At 46.9% G+C, this 14,726-nt stretch carries 13 protein-coding genes; 9 read left to right on the top strand and 4 right to left on the bottom strand.

Features of this window, described 5'->3' with window-relative positions; all coding sequences use genetic code 11:
* Nucleotides 1–39: 39 nt before the first annotated feature.
* A complete protein-coding gene (locus tag MHH93_RS18965; RefSeq protein WP_091017560.1) occupies nucleotides 40–1,194 on the bottom strand; it encodes a THUMP domain-containing class I SAM-dependent RNA methyltransferase in 1,155 nt (384 codons plus the stop codon).
* Nucleotides 1,195–1,432: 238 nt separating this feature from the next.
* On the opposite strand from MHH93_RS18965, the gene MHH93_RS18960 reads away from it, so the two are divergent.
* The gene (locus MHH93_RS18960) at nucleotides 1,433–2,065 is read left to right on the top strand and encodes an O-methyltransferase (protein ID WP_500055278.1); all 633 of its coding nucleotides are present in this window, start codon (nucleotides 1,433–1,435) and stop codon (nucleotides 2,063–2,065) included.
* A gap of 244 nt (nucleotides 2,066–2,309) precedes the next feature.
* Here the strand turns inward: MHH93_RS18960 and MHH93_RS18955 are convergent, their stop codons facing one another.
* Entirely contained in the window at nucleotides 2,310–3,521 is a 1,212-nt protein-coding gene (locus MHH93_RS18955; RefSeq protein ID WP_500055277.1) for an asparaginase, read from the bottom strand.
* Nucleotides 3,522–4,007: 486 nt separating this feature from the next.
* Between MHH93_RS18955 and MHH93_RS18950 the strand changes: the two genes are divergently transcribed.
* Nucleotides 4,008–5,210 (top strand): cytochrome P450, encoded by a 1,203-nt coding sequence (locus MHH93_RS18950; RefSeq protein WP_500055276.1) that lies wholly within the window; start codon nucleotides 4,008–4,010, stop codon nucleotides 5,208–5,210.
* Nucleotides 5,211–5,326: 116 nt separating this feature from the next.
* Here the strand turns inward: MHH93_RS18950 and MHH93_RS18945 are convergent, their stop codons facing one another.
* Entirely contained in the window at nucleotides 5,327–6,538 is a 1,212-nt protein-coding gene (locus MHH93_RS18945; protein ID WP_500055275.1) for an MFS transporter, read from the bottom strand.
* A gap of 204 nt (nucleotides 6,539–6,742) precedes the next feature.
* Here MHH93_RS18945 and hemE point away from each other — a divergent pair, with 204 nt between their 5' ends.
* From hemE to MHH93_RS18915, 6 genes are all read left to right on the top strand, one after another.
* Nucleotides 6,743–7,807: a uroporphyrinogen decarboxylase gene (gene hemE / locus MHH93_RS18940; protein ID WP_500055274.1), complete on the top strand. Its 1,065-nt coding sequence runs from the start codon at nucleotides 6,743–6,745 to the stop codon at nucleotides 7,805–7,807.
* The gene (hemH, locus tag MHH93_RS18935; protein ID WP_500055273.1) at nucleotides 7,800–8,750 is read left to right on the top strand and encodes a ferrochelatase; all 951 of its coding nucleotides are present in this window, start codon (nucleotides 7,800–7,802) and stop codon (nucleotides 8,748–8,750) included. The genes hemE and hemH overlap by 8 nt, the downstream gene beginning before the upstream one ends.
* Nucleotides 8,750–10,174 (top strand): protoporphyrinogen oxidase, encoded by a 1,425-nt coding sequence (gene hemY / locus MHH93_RS18930; RefSeq protein WP_500055272.1) that lies wholly within the window; start codon nucleotides 8,750–8,752, stop codon nucleotides 10,172–10,174. The genes hemH and hemY overlap by 1 nt, the downstream gene beginning before the upstream one ends.
* Nucleotides 10,175–10,355: 181 nt before the next feature.
* Nucleotides 10,356–11,768, top strand: a complete 1,413-nt coding sequence (locus MHH93_RS18925; protein WP_500055271.1) for a CapA family protein — start codon at nucleotides 10,356–10,358, stop codon at nucleotides 11,766–11,768.
* A 24-nt stretch (nucleotides 11,769–11,792) separates the two neighbouring features.
* Nucleotides 11,793–12,545, top strand: coding sequence for a glycerophosphodiester phosphodiesterase (locus MHH93_RS18920; RefSeq protein ID WP_500055270.1), 753 nt, complete (start codon nucleotides 11,793–11,795; stop codon nucleotides 12,543–12,545).
* Between the two features lie 46 nt (nucleotides 12,546–12,591).
* Nucleotides 12,592–13,224 carry a fumarylacetoacetate hydrolase family protein gene (locus MHH93_RS18915; RefSeq protein ID WP_500055269.1) on the top strand — a complete coding sequence of 211 codons (633 nt, stop codon included), beginning with the start codon at nucleotides 12,592–12,594 and terminating at the stop codon, nucleotides 13,222–13,224.
* 125 nt (nucleotides 13,225–13,349) lie between these two features.
* Here the strand turns inward: MHH93_RS18915 and MHH93_RS18910 are convergent, their stop codons facing one another.
* Complete coding sequence (locus MHH93_RS18910) at nucleotides 13,350–13,757, bottom strand: hypothetical protein (RefSeq protein WP_500055268.1); 408 nt, start codon at nucleotides 13,755–13,757, stop codon at nucleotides 13,350–13,352.
* Between the two features lie 387 nt (nucleotides 13,758–14,144).
* On the opposite strand from MHH93_RS18910, the gene MHH93_RS18905 reads away from it, so the two are divergent.
* On the top strand, nucleotides 14,145–14,702 hold the full coding sequence (locus MHH93_RS18905) for a MarR family winged helix-turn-helix transcriptional regulator (RefSeq protein ID WP_500055267.1): 558 nt from the start codon (nucleotides 14,145–14,147) through the stop codon (nucleotides 14,700–14,702).
* Nucleotides 14,703–14,726 lie beyond the last annotated feature (24 nt).

Below are 14,726 nucleotides of genomic sequence, written 5' to 3'. Positions count from 1 at the left end.
CCGGCCATGGATGGCAGAAGCACTTTATATTTGGAGCCATTATGAAGATTGTGGTGTTTTATTTCTTGGAGGCAGTGGGCCCAAATACTGATAGTACTGGGTTTCAATTCGTCCATTGAACAATTTGCGACGCTTGTCTGCCTTATGACCGAAATACTCTTCAAAGGCTTTGGTTGACGTGATTGCAAAAAAGGACCATGTTGGCATGTCGAGATAACTGCGCCCTAATGAGCGGAGCAACTTCTGAACTTCTTTTTCTTCACTCAAACGTTCACCATATGGAGGGTTGGTAATGATAACACCATATTCGCCTTGTGGTCTTGCACGATGCGCGGGCAGAACGCTGACTTCAATGTCTTTGGCGAAACCTGCACTCTTGATTGCAGCCTGAGCTACTTCAATCGCTTCCGGATCAATGTCGCTGCCTGAAATCTGTAACGGGATATCATCACGCACAGCATCAAATGCTTCTTCACGTGCTTGTTCCCATAATTCTTCTGGAATGACAGCCCAGTCCTCTGAGTTGAAGGTCCGGCGAAGTCCTGGTGCAATGTTCCAGCCGATCATGGCGGCCTCGATCAGCATTGTGCCTGATCCGCAACATGGATCATAGAAGGGACGAGATACATTCCAGCGACTGAGCTGAATCAGAGCGGCTGCAAGTGTTTCTTTAAGTGGCGCTTCGGTGACGAGTTTACGATAACCCCGTTTGTGCAAGCCTGGTCCGGTCGTATCCAATGTAAGCAGGGCGCGATCGTTCAGCAAAATAACTTCAATCACATAACGAGACCCATCTTCGGGGAACCACTCCGTATCATAGGTTAACTTCAGTTTCTCTACGATTGCTTTCTTCACGATCCCTTGTGATGCAGGCACACTGCTTAACTGGGATTTTTGAGAGCGACCTTCTACAGGGAATTCGCCGTCGGCTGGAATCCACTCCTCCCATGGAAGTGCTTTGGTGCCTTCAAACAATTCATCAAAAGTCGTGGCAGGGAACTCACCCATTTTCACCAATACGCGGTCCGAACTTCTTAGCCACAGATTACAACGACAGATATCAATATAATCTCCTGTAAAGAAAACCCGTCCATTGTCGATCGTAACATCTTCATACCCCAGTTGCTTCAGTTCCCGGGCGACAACAGCCTCGAGTCCCATCGCCGAGGTTGCAATCAATTGCAATTGAGCCATGTGATTCATTTCAACTCCATTTCAAGCTGGAGAAGGATATCCTTCTCTCTGCTGTATAGTAACGGTGCGGCCTTGCCGCTTTCCGTGAAAAAACTTACAATGAGAAATGCGGTGAACGTATGCGTTCCTCTTTCGAAGTGATGCAACAGTCAACCGCCTGTGTTGATAACAAACATTTATTATAGAACATTGGCATCCATATGGAAAGCAGTCCAAGTGTCCAAGGAGGATTTTAGTGGTGAATCTGACCCCTGATGAATATGTAAATCAATTATTTCAAGAGGATGACCTTTTGCTGAAAGTGAAAGAGGCCATCCGTTCGAACGGTATGCCGGAAGTTTCGGTGGCTGCTGCGTATGGACGATTGCTCACGTTTCTAGCCAAGACATCCAAAGCAGAAGCTGCGCTCGAAATCGGCGTGCTGGGCGGTTACAGTGGGATCTGCATTGCACGCGGATTGCGTGAGAATGGAACCCTGACTTCGCTGGAACTGAAAGAGGAATATGCGGCAATGGCGCGTGGACATCTGGAAGAAGGCGGCTTTGGCGAAAAGGTGGAGTACCGGATTGGCCCGGCGGCAGACAGTCTGGAGCAATTGGAAAAGGAAGGACGTACATTCGATTTCTTCTTTATTGACGCAGATAAGGAGAATTATCCGGTATATCTTGACTATGCGATTAAGCTGGCCCGGCCAGGTGCGGTCATTGTAGGTGATAATTGTTTCCTGCGTGGGCGTACGCTGAATCCGGACAAGCTGGGACCGGCTGTGCTTGCTGTTCGTCGCTTCAATGAACAGATGGCGAGTGACCCGCGCCTGGTGACGACGATGTTGCCGGACTACGATGGGCTGGTACTTGCCTGGGTGAAGTGAAAGTGAGATTTTCCTAAAGATATAACTCCGATGAGACACGATCTCACGCTTCTATGTTTGTGAGGAGATCGTGATCGGATTTTTTTTAGCAGTTTTTAATATTGCCCGTTTATATTCCGCTCATTGCAATCCTGGTTTTTTTGATTTTTTGAGCATACAAAGAAAGAGATGACAACATTTTGAAGGACAGAAAATGTGTCGTCTCTTTCTTTGTGCTTACATATATCGTTGCGGTAGTTCTTTCTTATACTTCAGGTGTTCCGTACGTTTCGAACCATTTTTTGATGGTGTCAAAATCATCACTGAAGGACAAGCCCAGCATTAATAATACACGAGCTTGTTGTGGACTCAAGTTGTCGCCTGCAATGATGCCTTTGCCGCCGCCGTAGACACTTCCTGAACCCGTCCGAGTGGTGGTGACAAAGATAACACCTTCTTCAATGGCTTTGGTACGGGCTTGTCCCATCGCTCTGGAGATGCCGCCAGCTCCGGTACCGGAAGTCACGATGCCTTTGGCACCGCTGTTCACGAATCCTTCAATGGCTCCGCCGCCAGCTTCCTGATAAGAGATCGCTATTTCAACTTTGGCTAGATCAGCTTTTGTGATCTTACTTAGATCAAATACGGGCTTCGCTGTGCCTTCAGGTTTCAACGCACGTGCAGGAGCGCGATAGATTCGAATGTTTTCTTCATCAATATATCCTACAGCGCCGAGCATTGGGGTTTCAAAGGTATCTGTCCGATAATCATTCGTCTTGGTTACGCCACGAGCAAGCTGAATCGTGTCATTCAACATGAGTACTGTCCCGAAGGACGTGGTGCGACCACTGCCTGCAAGCTTGATTGCGTTGTACAGATTGGCTTGAGCGTCAGAACCGATGACCGTCCATGGTCGCATGGAACCTGTGATCACGACCGGTTTGTCACTCTGAACCGTCATATCGAGGAAATAGGCGATTTCCTCCATTGTGTCTGTACCTGTGGTAACGACAACACTGTCATACATTGAAAGCGCTTTGTCTACCGTCTGCGACAAGTCATAGAGGTCGGCCATGCTATAGGAACCTGAACCTGAGTTTCCGAATTGGAGTGTGCTAACATCAGCAATCTTCTGTTTATCTGGTAAGGCATCTACCATCTCTCCGATGGGAAGCGTACCTGCCTTATAATTCTGGAAGCTGGTGGCATCCTCGGATTGTCCGGCAATCGTTCCGCCAGTCCCGATTACCAATACATTAGGAAGTGCAGATTGTTTGGAAGAGTCGGGTATTGCAGGAATGGATGTATTGCGAGCCGGAGTGGTAGTTGTTGTTTGAACAGCACCTGTTGTGCCTTTCACCTCTACCGTAGCTGCGTGTGCAGCGTAGGTACCAATAGGTGACAATGTGATGGTTAGTGCTGTTAAAGCTGCGGTACTCCATACGGCCCAGGGACGAAGATTGGATGTTCTACTCATGAATAGCACTCTCCTTCAAGTAAGTGTGATGTTAAGTTTGTTAAGAAGAATATGTATACCATTTCAAATTGATTGTATTTCATGTTAAGTAATATGACAAATAAAGATAATGATAGAGTAATCGGTTACATTCATCGATAATTAGAGTAAAGTGGTTGTTTATAAGGAATTATGAAAGATTATTCATTTTAATTGAGAGAGGAAATAGCTAAGTTTAGTAGTTTTGAAGAAGATAAATCCTCTTTAATGTTAATTAAAATAACATAATGAGTCTTTTGTCCTGATAAAACAAAGTTTTTTGATAAAAGAATGTCGAATCGGGACGTATATCAGAAGTGGGTAACAGAAGGAGAGGGTGATAGCAGCACATATTAGGTAATGGGGCTCAATTACGGTCTAAATATTGGTTTCGTTATAGAGTTATGCTTATAATAGGGATGATCAACATATGTAAATAAATATATAATATTGATTGGAGGAAAAACGATGAAACAGGCACCGAGAAAGTATGCGAATTACATTCCGATTCGGGAACTGGAGACTTTGGAAGAGAGGTTATCTCCCTTCAAGGTGTATGCAGAACTTCGTGATAATACTCCAGTCCGATATGATGAGCATCGAGAATGTTGGGATGTTTTCGGTTATGAAGATGTGAAGTACGTTCTGAAAAATCCGAAACTGTTCTCTTCTGCACGTGATCGTGCCAATACGAGCATGTTGACAACAGACCCTCCCAAACACAAACAGCTACGTGATCTGGTGAACCAGGCGTTTACACCCAAGGCAATCGAAGCCCTGGCTCCGCGTATTCAGGAGATCACAGATGAGTTAATTGCTCCACACCTGTCAGAAGGACATATGGAACTTATTGATGACCTTGCAACCCCATTGCCCGTCATTGTGATTGCAGAATTAATTGGAGTCCCTGCGGAGGATCGACAAAAGTTCAAAGATTGGTCTGATGTGTTGGTGAAAGGCGCACGTGATGATAGTGAGCAGGCTTTTCAAGAGTTATTGGAAGAGAAAAAAAGAAATATGCAGGAGTTGCATATCTATTTCACTGGCATTATGGAAGAACGTCGGCTGCAGCCGAAGGATGATCTGATCTCGTTACTGCTTGCTGCGGAGATTGATGGTCAGAAATTGACTGCAGATGAAGTGGTAGGCTTCTGTATTCTCTTGCTTGCTGCTGGCAATGAAACAACAACCAACCTGATTACCAATGCGGTTCGTATATTGTCTGAACAACCCGAGCTACAACAGGAGTTGCGCGAACATCCTGAACGGATTATTTCTGCAATTGAAGAGACACTGCGATATTATCCGCCAATTGTTGCTATTGGGCGGGTCGCGAAGGAAACTGTAGAGTTGAATGGTCAGACGATTCAAGCTGGAGAGCAGGTGATTTCCTGGGTAGGAGCAGCCAATCGGGATGGTGCCCAATTCGAACAACCGGAAGATTTCATCTCTGATCGCAAGCCGAACAGACATATGGGATTTGGATTTGGCATTCATTTTTGTCTGGGTGCACCGCTTGCTCGTTTGGAGGCAAGGGTCGTTCTTCATACATTGCTTCATCACATGGAGCACATCCAGCTTGTGCCAGGGACAGCTCTGCAACCGATACAAAGTGCTTTTGTGTTTGGGGTGAAGCATTATCCGATACAATTCAATCTAATAAATAAATAAGAAAATAATGAAAAACACATGAATGAAAAAAAGCCGCTTTCAGGCCAATTAGGCGCTGGAAGCGGCTTTTTTTAGATGGAACGGTGATATGGACTCGTTAAGAGATGGATAGGGAATCAGGATTCCCGAACTGAAGCAGGTTTGTTGTACAATTTGAATCTTACCCAGACCATATTAAGCAGGAGCAGTCCGCCAGAGACGATAAACAGACCTTCGATCCCGATGAATCCTGCCATAAAACCTCCAATGATTGCTCCAAGCATGTTGCCTAACGCAAGGGTGCTCGTATTAAAACTGAATGCACGGCTAATCATGCTATCTGCTGTATAGGAACGGATCAAGGCATTAACGCTTGGAAGCAGGCCACCCATAAACACGCCCATCATGAATCGGACAATAATGAGCTGCCACACGGTCTGAACAAATGCCTGCGGGATTAGCATGAGTCCGGTTCCTATGAGGGAGAACGTCAGCACCTTGTGAGGACCAATTCGGTCACTCAGCTTCCCGAGAATCGGAGACATGGCCATATTGGATAGTCCCGTAACTGCACCGACAAGACCTGCCCAGAAGGCCACATTTACATCCGAAGCATGCAATTTCTGCACATACAGCGGCAAGAGTGACATGGGGCTAATCATTGCAAACTGCAACAGGAACGTCACAGCAAACAGTGCGGGCAATTGAGGTGACTTGTTCAATTCCTTCAGACCGGACAATACGGATTGTGCCGGCAGTTTGGCTGCTTCTTGACGGTCGAATTTCTCTCTCACCAGGAACATGGCGAGCATGGAAGCGACGAAGATCAGTCCACCTGTAATGTAGAAAATGGGGCGGAAGCCTACCGCATCAGCTAGCAAGCCACCAATAAGCGGACCTAGGATCGTGCCGGCAACCTGCCCGGACTGACTGATTCCCATGGCGAAACCCATGCGGTCCTTCGGTGTGGTACCCGATATCAGTGCAACAGCCGCAGGATTGAAACCGGAGATTGTACCGTTAAGCAAACGCAATAAGAGAAGCTGCCAGGGATTCTGTGCCAGACCCATAAGGGCAATTACGATGGCCATCCCGAATCCCGAACGAAGAAGCATCACTTTACGACCATACTTGTCCGATAACTTACCCCACAGCGGTTGAAACAAAAATGAGGTGAGGAAATTGGCTGCAAAAATAAATCCCGCCCAAATGCCAATTTCATGTTCGCCAACAACGCCAAGATCTCTTGCGAGATAAAGAGACAAAAATGGGGTAATCATGGTCATGCCCGAATTGACCAAGAATTGTCCGAACCAAAGCACAATGAGGTTTACTTTCCACGTTTTCAAAGTGCTTTCACTTCCTTTCAAAGATATTTCTGTAATTCTCTAAAAAAATCGATTCTTTCATTATAACACAATTGGCATATGGGGGATGGGTGTAAGGAATGTCATAGTATTGTCACGTAGAACGCATCCGCATATGGTTGTTACGGCTGTTTAAAAAGGGCATAATGGTAATTATGAGTCCAAAAACTATTGGAGGCTTCTTACATGAGCTATAATGATCGACTGATTCGGGCAAGTTTCAAGCAACAGGTAGACCGTGTTCCGGTATGGTACATGCGTCAAGCTGGACGTTACGACCCTGAATATCGCAAAATTAAAGAAAAGTACTCCTTGCTAGAAATCTGCAAACAACCCGAGCTGGCGGCTGAAGTTACACTCATGCCGGTACGCAAACTTGGTGTAGATGCGGCTATTTTGTATTCCGATATTATGAATCCGGTTGCCTCATTGGGCATTGATTTTGACATTGTTAAAAATATTGGACCGGTAATCGATAATCCTATTCGTTCAGCTGCAGATGTGGATCGGCTGCGCCCCATCGACGTAGAAGGGGATCTGTCACATATCCTGGAGACCATTCGAATTCTGGATAAGGAGCTTGACGTACCTCTGATTACGTTTGCGGGTGCACCTTTCACGATTGCGAGTTATCTGATCGAAGGCCGACCTTCGAAAGGTTATATCCGCACCAAAACGATGATGTACAGCGAGCCTGAAGTGTGGCATAAGCTGATGCAGAAGCTTGGCGATATGGTTATTACATATGTCCGTGCGCATATAGCGAATGGCGGTAAGGCATTCCAGTTATTTGACAGCTGGGTTGGAGCGCTTTCTCCTAAAGACTTCAGAACATATGTGTTGCCTACGATTACCCGTATCTTTACCGAATTATCGGATTTGAATGTACCGAAGATTTATTTCCCTGGTGTTGCATCCGGTGAGTTGCTACCAGCATTGCATAATCTGCAAGCCGATGTGATTGGGCTGGACTGGAGAGTATCCATCTCGGAAGGCCGTCAACGTCTTGGCGGCAAATTTGCAGTACAGGGTAATCTGGACCCTTATTTGCTGACTGCACCGATGGAATTGATTAAGGAACAAGCCAAAGTGATTATTGACGAAGGAATCAAGGAGCCGGGATATATTTTCAATCTGGGACACGGACTATTCCCAGAAGCATCTCTTGATAAGCTCAGAGAACTGACGGCTTATATTCATGAATATTCTGCTGAAGCAATGAAGACTGGGGTGACGGTAACTAATGACTAATACTGTAGGTGTACTGGTGATGTCGTATGGCACACCAGAAAATATGGAGAGTGTTGAAGCATATTACACACATATCCGCAGGGGGCGTCCACCTGAACCGGAGCAACTGAAAGAACTGAAAGATCGTTATGAAGCCATTGTTGGCGGTGTTTTCCCACTTCGAGAGAACACGGACAATCAGGTCAAGGCCCTTCAGGAGACGTTAAACCGTGATGAGCGTGGCGCTAATGTGGAATTCCGTTGTTATCAAGGACTGAAGCATGCCTATCCGTTTATTGAAGACGGCGTGGAACAGATGGCGAAGGATGGAATTCAGACAGCGATTGGAATTGTACTGGCTCCTCATTTCTCTACGATGAGTGTCGGCAGTTACATCAAACGTGCGCGTGAAAAAGCAGAAGAACTGGGCGTTCATATGTCCTTTATCGAGAGTTATCATCTGCATCCGAAGTTAATTCAGGCGTTGTCCACACGTGTCAGTGCCAAGTTGGATGCGTTTGAGGAAGCTGGAGCAAAACGTGGGGATGTGAAGGTGTTGTTCAGTGCTCACAGCCTGCCGGCACGTATTGTGGAGATGGGTGATCCATACCCGCAACAATTGCTGGAGACTTCCGAAGTGATTGCTTCACGTGTAGGAATAACCAATTGGCAATTTACGTGGCAAAGTGCCGGACGAACAGCTGAGCCTTGGCTCGGACCGGACATTCTGGATACGTTACAGGAACTTTCGCGTGAACAGGTAGAGGATGTGCTTGTTGCACCAATCGGGTTTGTCTCGGATCATCTCGAAGTGCTCTATGATCTCGATATTGAGGCCAAATCGATTGCCAAAGAGATCGATATGCGCCTGATGCGTATTGATTCTCTCAATAGCGATCCTCTATACATGGAGACGTTAAGCGACGTTATTATAAGCCAATGGCAGCAAGGGTCGGATGAGTAATGGGTGATAAGAAACGCCGTGTTGTTGTCGTCGGCGGTGGCCTCACTGGCCTCAGCGCGGCATTTTATATCCGCAAGCATTACCGGGAAGCGGGCGTTGAACCTGTGATCACTGTGGTCGAGAAAAGCTCGTCCATGGGAGGCATGATTGAGACACTGCACCGGGATGGATTTGTAATTGAAAAAGGACCTGATTCTTTCCTGGCTCGCAAAACAGCCATGATTGACCTGGCTAAAGAATTGGAGATTGATCATGAACTGGTCAGTCAGAATCCGGAGTCGAAGAAAACGTATATCATGCAACGGGGCAAGCTTCATCCTATGCCAGCAGGACTTGTCCTCGGTATCCCTACAGAATTAAGGCCGTTCCTGAGAAGTGGGCTGGTCTCTCCGGCAGGCAAACTGCGGGCGTTGATGGATTTTGTCATCCCGCCGCGTCGTACAACAGAGGATGAATCGCTCGGTTATATGATTGAACGCCGTCTTGGAACAGAAGTGCTGGAGAACTTGACAGAACCACTACTCGCGGGAATCTATGCAGGTGATATGCGGTGTTTGAGCCTTCAGGCCACCTTCCCGCAGTTCGGAGAAGTAGAGCGCGATTATGGCAGTTTGATTCGGGGAATGATGACAGGTCGCAAACCGACTGAGACGCATACTGGAACGAAGCGAAGTGCCTTTTTGAATTTCCGCCAGGGACTGCAAAGTCTTGTTCATGCACTCGTCCATGAGTTGCAGGATGTGGATCAACGTTTGAACACCGCGGTGAAGTCACTGCAACGTCTTAATGGAGCACAGACCAGATACCATGTTGAGCTGGAGAATGGTGAAATGCTTGAAGCGGATGATGTAGTGGTTACAGTGCCAACGTATGTCGCATCGGATCTGTTGAAACCTCACGTAGACACGGCGGCACTGGATGCGATTAACTATGTATCTGTAGCTAATGTAGTGCTCGCTTTTGAGAAAAAAGAGGTGGAGCATGTATTCGACGGGTCGGGTTTCCTTGTTCCGCGGAAAGAGGGTCGGAATATCACGGCCTGCACGTGGACATCAACGAAATGGCTGCATACCAGCCCGGATGATAAAGTACTGCTCCGCTGTTATGTGGGTCGCTCCGGTGACGAACAGAACGTTGAGCTTCCGGATGACGCCCTGACGGATCTGGTTCTCAAGGATCTGAGAGAGACGATGGGTATCGAAGCAGTGCCGATCTTCTCCGAGATTACAAGGCTTCGTAAATCCATGCCGCAGTATCCGGTAGGACACCTCCAGCATATTGCCGCCCTTCGTGAGGAGCTTGGCAACAAGTTACCGGGTGTGCACATTGCAGGTGCAGGTTATGAGGGCGTAGGCTTGCCGGATTGTATCAGACAAGCGAAGGAAATGTCTATCTTGGCAACACAGGAGCTTGCAGCAGATTAAGTACAGCAAGAGAGCTGTCTCACCGTAGAATTATCTACTGGAGAGATAGCTTTTTTCATATGTAGATCTAGAAGCTATCCGAGGTAATTCTCTTTCAATTGATACAGTTCGAAGGAAAGATGGAAATCCAGAATATGCCTGATATAATGGTATGTATGGCTGTGAAGAAGAGGAGTTGCTTATGTATCCCCCAAGATCAGATCGAAGTGTAGAAAGAAAAAAAAGAAAGCGCACCCGCGATAGAATCATCTGGACAGTTAATGTTGTATTAGTCATTACAATTGGTCTGGTGGGCATTTTTTATGTTATTAACACACGTCAGCAACAGGCAGACCAGCCGGTCAAGCAAAAAATGGTTGATCAGGACCAGCCTTCCATTGGAGACGATGCCAAAGGCGGGGATAAAGTAAGTTCTCCAGACCTGGAGTCCGATGAGACTCCGGAAGAAGAACCTAAAGCGACGGATGAAGAAACAACCGCAGGTGCAGATAAGCCATCTGCCGTAGCGAAACCTGATACTTCAGGCAATACCAATAATGGGAAAGCCGAATCCGGCACGAAAAAACCTGCTACAGATCCGACACCGTCCGGCACCAAGGGAAATGCAGGTGTGGATATCGAATCAGGGACGTCGAAACCTTCCAATTCAGCGAAGGATGTCACCATTAATTTTGTGGGCGATATTCAATTTTCGGGCAAAGTTGCTGAACTGCTGGATAAGAACGGTTATGATTATCCCTTTGCCAAACTCGGCAGATTATTCAAGGATGATGATCTTACCATCGGCAACTTGGAGACTCCGATAACCCAAGGTGGTACGGGTGCAGCTGACAAAACATATGTATACAAATCTTCGCCCAAAGTATTGGCGGCAATGGCCTCTGCGGGTTTTGATGCTGTCAATTTGGCTAACAATCATATTCTGGATCAGGGTGTAGAGGGTCTGGTAGATACGTTAACCTATCTCAAGGAATATGGCATAGCTCACACCGGGGCTGGTATGAACAGGGATGAAGCCTATGCACCGGCGTATCTGGAACGCAAAGGCATGAAGATTGCATTACTTGGGTTCTCCCGCGTTGTACCGGAAACGAGTTGGAAGGCTGAGAGTAATCGGGCTGGCGTGGCTGAAGCCTATGATTCCACAGGAGCAGTCAAAGCGATCCAGGAGGCTCGTAAGAAGGCTGATCTGGTGATCGTGGTTGCACACTGGGGAGAGGAACGTGTAAGTACTCCGAACAGTGATCAGACCCGATTGGCTCATGAATTTGTAGATGCTGGCGCGGATCTGGTCATAGGTGGTCATCCTCATGTGTTGCAAGGGTTGGAGTACTATAAGGGGAAGTGGATTGCATACAGTACGGGAAATTTCATTTTCTCCAGATCAACAACCGAAGAGACATGGAAAACGGCGGTATTTCAGGCACGCTGTAGTCCTGATGCCGATTGCAGTATGAAAGTTATCCCTTATGAAGCGGCGCTTGGTCAGGCCATTCCGATGATCGATGAGGCAAACAAACTGCTATTGCAACAGATGGCAAAGCTCTCGCCAGGCATTCGTTATGATGGAAATGGAGTCGCTTCGCCTAATTAATTACCTTGTTGAGGAGGGAATCGAATGAACAACCTTTGTGTAGCGCACCGTGGATTTTCTTCTATTGCACCTGAGAATACGATGGCTGCATTCCTGATGGCCATGGAACGGCCTGAGGTTCAGTGGATGGAGCTGGATGTGCAGTTGTCGCGTGATGGTGTGCCAGTAATCATTCATGATTTTACAGTGGATCGCACGACGAATGGCAAGGGTCTGGTTCGGGAAACCGATTGGGCTGATCTGCAGCGTCTGGATGCCGGAGCATGGAAAAACAAGTCGTACAAAGGCGAACGGATTCCGGCGCTTAGTGAATTATTAGATCGCTCGTGCGGCAGAGTACGTTTGAACATTGAACTGAAAACGCAGGGTGATATGTATCCGGGTCTGCCTGCGGCGGTTATACATGAAGTGAGAAAAAGACATATGCAAAATGATGTAGTGATCACCTCATTTGAACCAGCCGCTCTGATCGAAGTGAAGAAACTTGCACCGGAGTTCCAGACGGGGCTTATTATCGATGCACGACCAGGAGATCTGTTAACTGCCCTACAGCAGATGAATTGTACATTTCTCTCGATTGGATACACCAATGTAGACAGATCCTTAATGAACGAGATGCGGAGTGCAGGCATTCGGGTGATGGCTTGGACAGTAGATGACAAGACCATTATGAAGAAACTGGCGGCTGTTGATCCCGAACTCATGTTATGTACGAATCGTCCTGACGTATGGGAACTGGCATTTCAGGAGACGAGCAGCCGATTCTTCAGACCTTAATTTACACTATATACACTAATGAACCGATAAAGGTGGTAATATCCCCATGTTGACTAACATTCGCAACGTATACTGTGTAGGACGCAATTATAAACTTCATGCCGAAGAATTGGGCAACGCGGTTCCGGATGAACCAATGATCTTCATGAAACCTTCTCATGCAGTCGTGCCGCTGAATGGTGAAACGCTTGAATTGCCTGCTACCAAGGGTGAAGTTCACTATGAAGCTGAATTGGTCATGCAAATCGGTCGCAGTTATGAGCCAGGTATGACGGTTGATGAGCTGGTGGATGCGTATGCATTTGGTATTGATTTTACGTTACGTGACGTACAGTCCGTAATTAAGAAAAAGGGCCATCCGTGGATGGCGGCCAAAGGATTCAAAAATTCGGCTCCGGTTACTGCATTTCAGGCGTTCCCTGGTGCGGTAGCATTACTGGAGAAAGATTTTACATTGACCAAAAACGGTGAGGAAGTCCAGCGTGGTAACATTCGTAACATGATTTTCAGTTTACAGGATATTGTGGATTATGTAGGTCACCATTACGGCCTGGGGCCGGGAGATGTCATTTTTACAGGAACACCCGAAGGTGTTGGACCAACACAAGCAGGAGATGTGCTCGAACTGGCATGGGACGGCGAATCCTTGGGTGCCTGCACGATTGGGGCAGCGCAATAAGGATTACACATCATACCTGCTTGAGAAGAAATAGGGTACAAGAAAGGGGCGTGCACACGCTCCTTTTTGCCATGTTATTCATAGCAATTTCATATTTTTATCGTACGGATCGGATAGTTTGCTAATTACGTCAGGCTGTAAGCTGTATTGGCGCTCTGCGTGACCAACTCTTCCAGTTCGGCTTGGTATGCAGCGTGTTGCTTCGAGCTGATACTTCCACTTGCGAGTCGCTCATCCAACTGCTCTCTGAGCTGTCTTACTTGCATAGCGATCACCTCATCCAAATTCCCCTTGTTTTCCTCCGTAATCGTTCTCAGTGATTTACCGTTGTACAGCTCCTGATACAGATTTGCTTCTGAAGGCTGATTTAGAGCGCGGAGCAGTTCGTCACTGCTTCCCTCACGAGTATCCAGGTCAACGATGGACCATTTGGCAGTAGGTATGGGAGAGATGGCAGATTGGCCCCATGCGGTTCCGGCAAAGGACATGGTGACAATCATGGTGCCTATAATAATGACTCTTTTCATGTTCATATGCATAATCCTCATTTCTGTAGTTGAGTACGAACTGAATCGTAGCTTGTCGTAGATGTATTTGGTGATGAATCGATCTGAGAATAGTGTAAACGGAGAACCTGAAGTGAAACTTAAAACAGGATAAGTAATTTCAAACCGGCGGGTAATGACTGTAAAAGTAGATCTATATTTCAATTCTTACTTGACAGGTTGGGTTAATTGGTTATATGATGATCTCAATTATTTTAATACTCATTAAATGAACAGTGAACTAATTTGAATTGAAAAATAAATCGAGCTGATTGGACCCACCAAAGGCTCCCGGGACTACTCCTCTAAGGAATGTCCTCGGGGGCCTTTTTTCGTATCTTTATTGAAGTTTCAAACGATCAGGGAGGTTATGAAATGAGTGATAGGGACTGGGAAGCGTTGGAGCGGACGGACTGGTTTTTCCGCAAAATGGTCAGACGATTCGTCAAAGAGCGGGATCGCATCTCTGTAGAAGGCATCAGCCTGCCAGGCATGCTTATCCTGCACAAAATCATTCGTGAGGGAGAACAGCGGCTTGGAGATCTGGCAGAACAGTTGGACTTTACATCGGGTGCCATTACAGCTCTGACCGATAAGTTGGAGAAAAAAGGACTCACCATCCGCAGACGAAAGGAAGACGACCGCCGGACGGTTCTACTGGACATCACATCAAGCGGACGGGAGATGTATGCGAGAAACAGCAACATCGGTGCCCGATGTATCACGCTTCTGTTTGAAGGTTTTACGGCGGAGGAACTGGAGCAGCAAAGTCAATTCTACGAGCGGGTGGTAGCGAATCTGGAGGGATTCTCAGACACGGTGCTGGAATTGGCGGAGAACAACGGGATACAAGAACAGGAGCGCACCTCCGCAAGTGACCTTGAGCAGAAGCAGCGGGACAATACCGTGAAGAGTAACTATCTCAGTTATTGAGGTTGGGTCAAGTTAATGACATTT

The sequence above is a fragment of the Priestia sp. FSL H7-0729 genome, assembly GCF_038005685.1.
In the GTDB taxonomy this organism is placed as follows: Bacteria; Bacillota; Bacilli; order Paenibacillales; family Paenibacillaceae; genus Paenibacillus.
This window is presented reverse-complemented; position numbering and strand designations above follow the sequence as displayed.

Coding starts and splice junctions, on each gene's coding strand:
- hemY (WP_500055272.1), top strand. CDS start 8,750: ATGGGTGATAAGAAACGCCGTGTTGTTGTCGTCGGCGGTGGCCTCACT.
- MHH93_RS18965 (WP_091017560.1), bottom strand. CDS start 1,194: ATGGCTCAATTGCAATTGATTGCAACCTCGGCGATGGGACTCGAGGCT.
- MHH93_RS18905 (WP_500055267.1), top strand. CDS start 14,145: ATGAGTGATAGGGACTGGGAAGCGTTGGAGCGGACGGACTGGTTTTTC.
- MHH93_RS18915 (WP_500055269.1), top strand. CDS start 12,592: ATGTTGACTAACATTCGCAACGTATACTGTGTAGGACGCAATTATAAA.
- MHH93_RS18955 (WP_500055277.1), bottom strand. CDS start 3,521: ATGAGTAGAACATCCAATCTTCGTCCCTGGGCCGTATGGAGTACCGCA.
- hemH (WP_500055273.1), top strand. CDS start 7,800: ATGACTAATACTGTAGGTGTACTGGTGATGTCGTATGGCACACCAGAA.
- MHH93_RS18920 (WP_500055270.1), top strand. CDS start 11,793: ATGAACAACCTTTGTGTAGCGCACCGTGGATTTTCTTCTATTGCACCT.
- MHH93_RS18925 (WP_500055271.1), top strand. CDS start 10,356: ATGTATCCCCCAAGATCAGATCGAAGTGTAGAAAGAAAAAAAAGAAAG.
- hemE (WP_500055274.1), top strand. CDS start 6,743: ATGAGCTATAATGATCGACTGATTCGGGCAAGTTTCAAGCAACAGGTA.
- MHH93_RS18910 (WP_500055268.1), bottom strand. CDS start 13,757: ATGAACATGAAAAGAGTCATTATTATAGGCACCATGATTGTCACCATG.
- MHH93_RS18950 (WP_500055276.1), top strand. CDS start 4,008: ATGAAACAGGCACCGAGAAAGTATGCGAATTACATTCCGATTCGGGAA.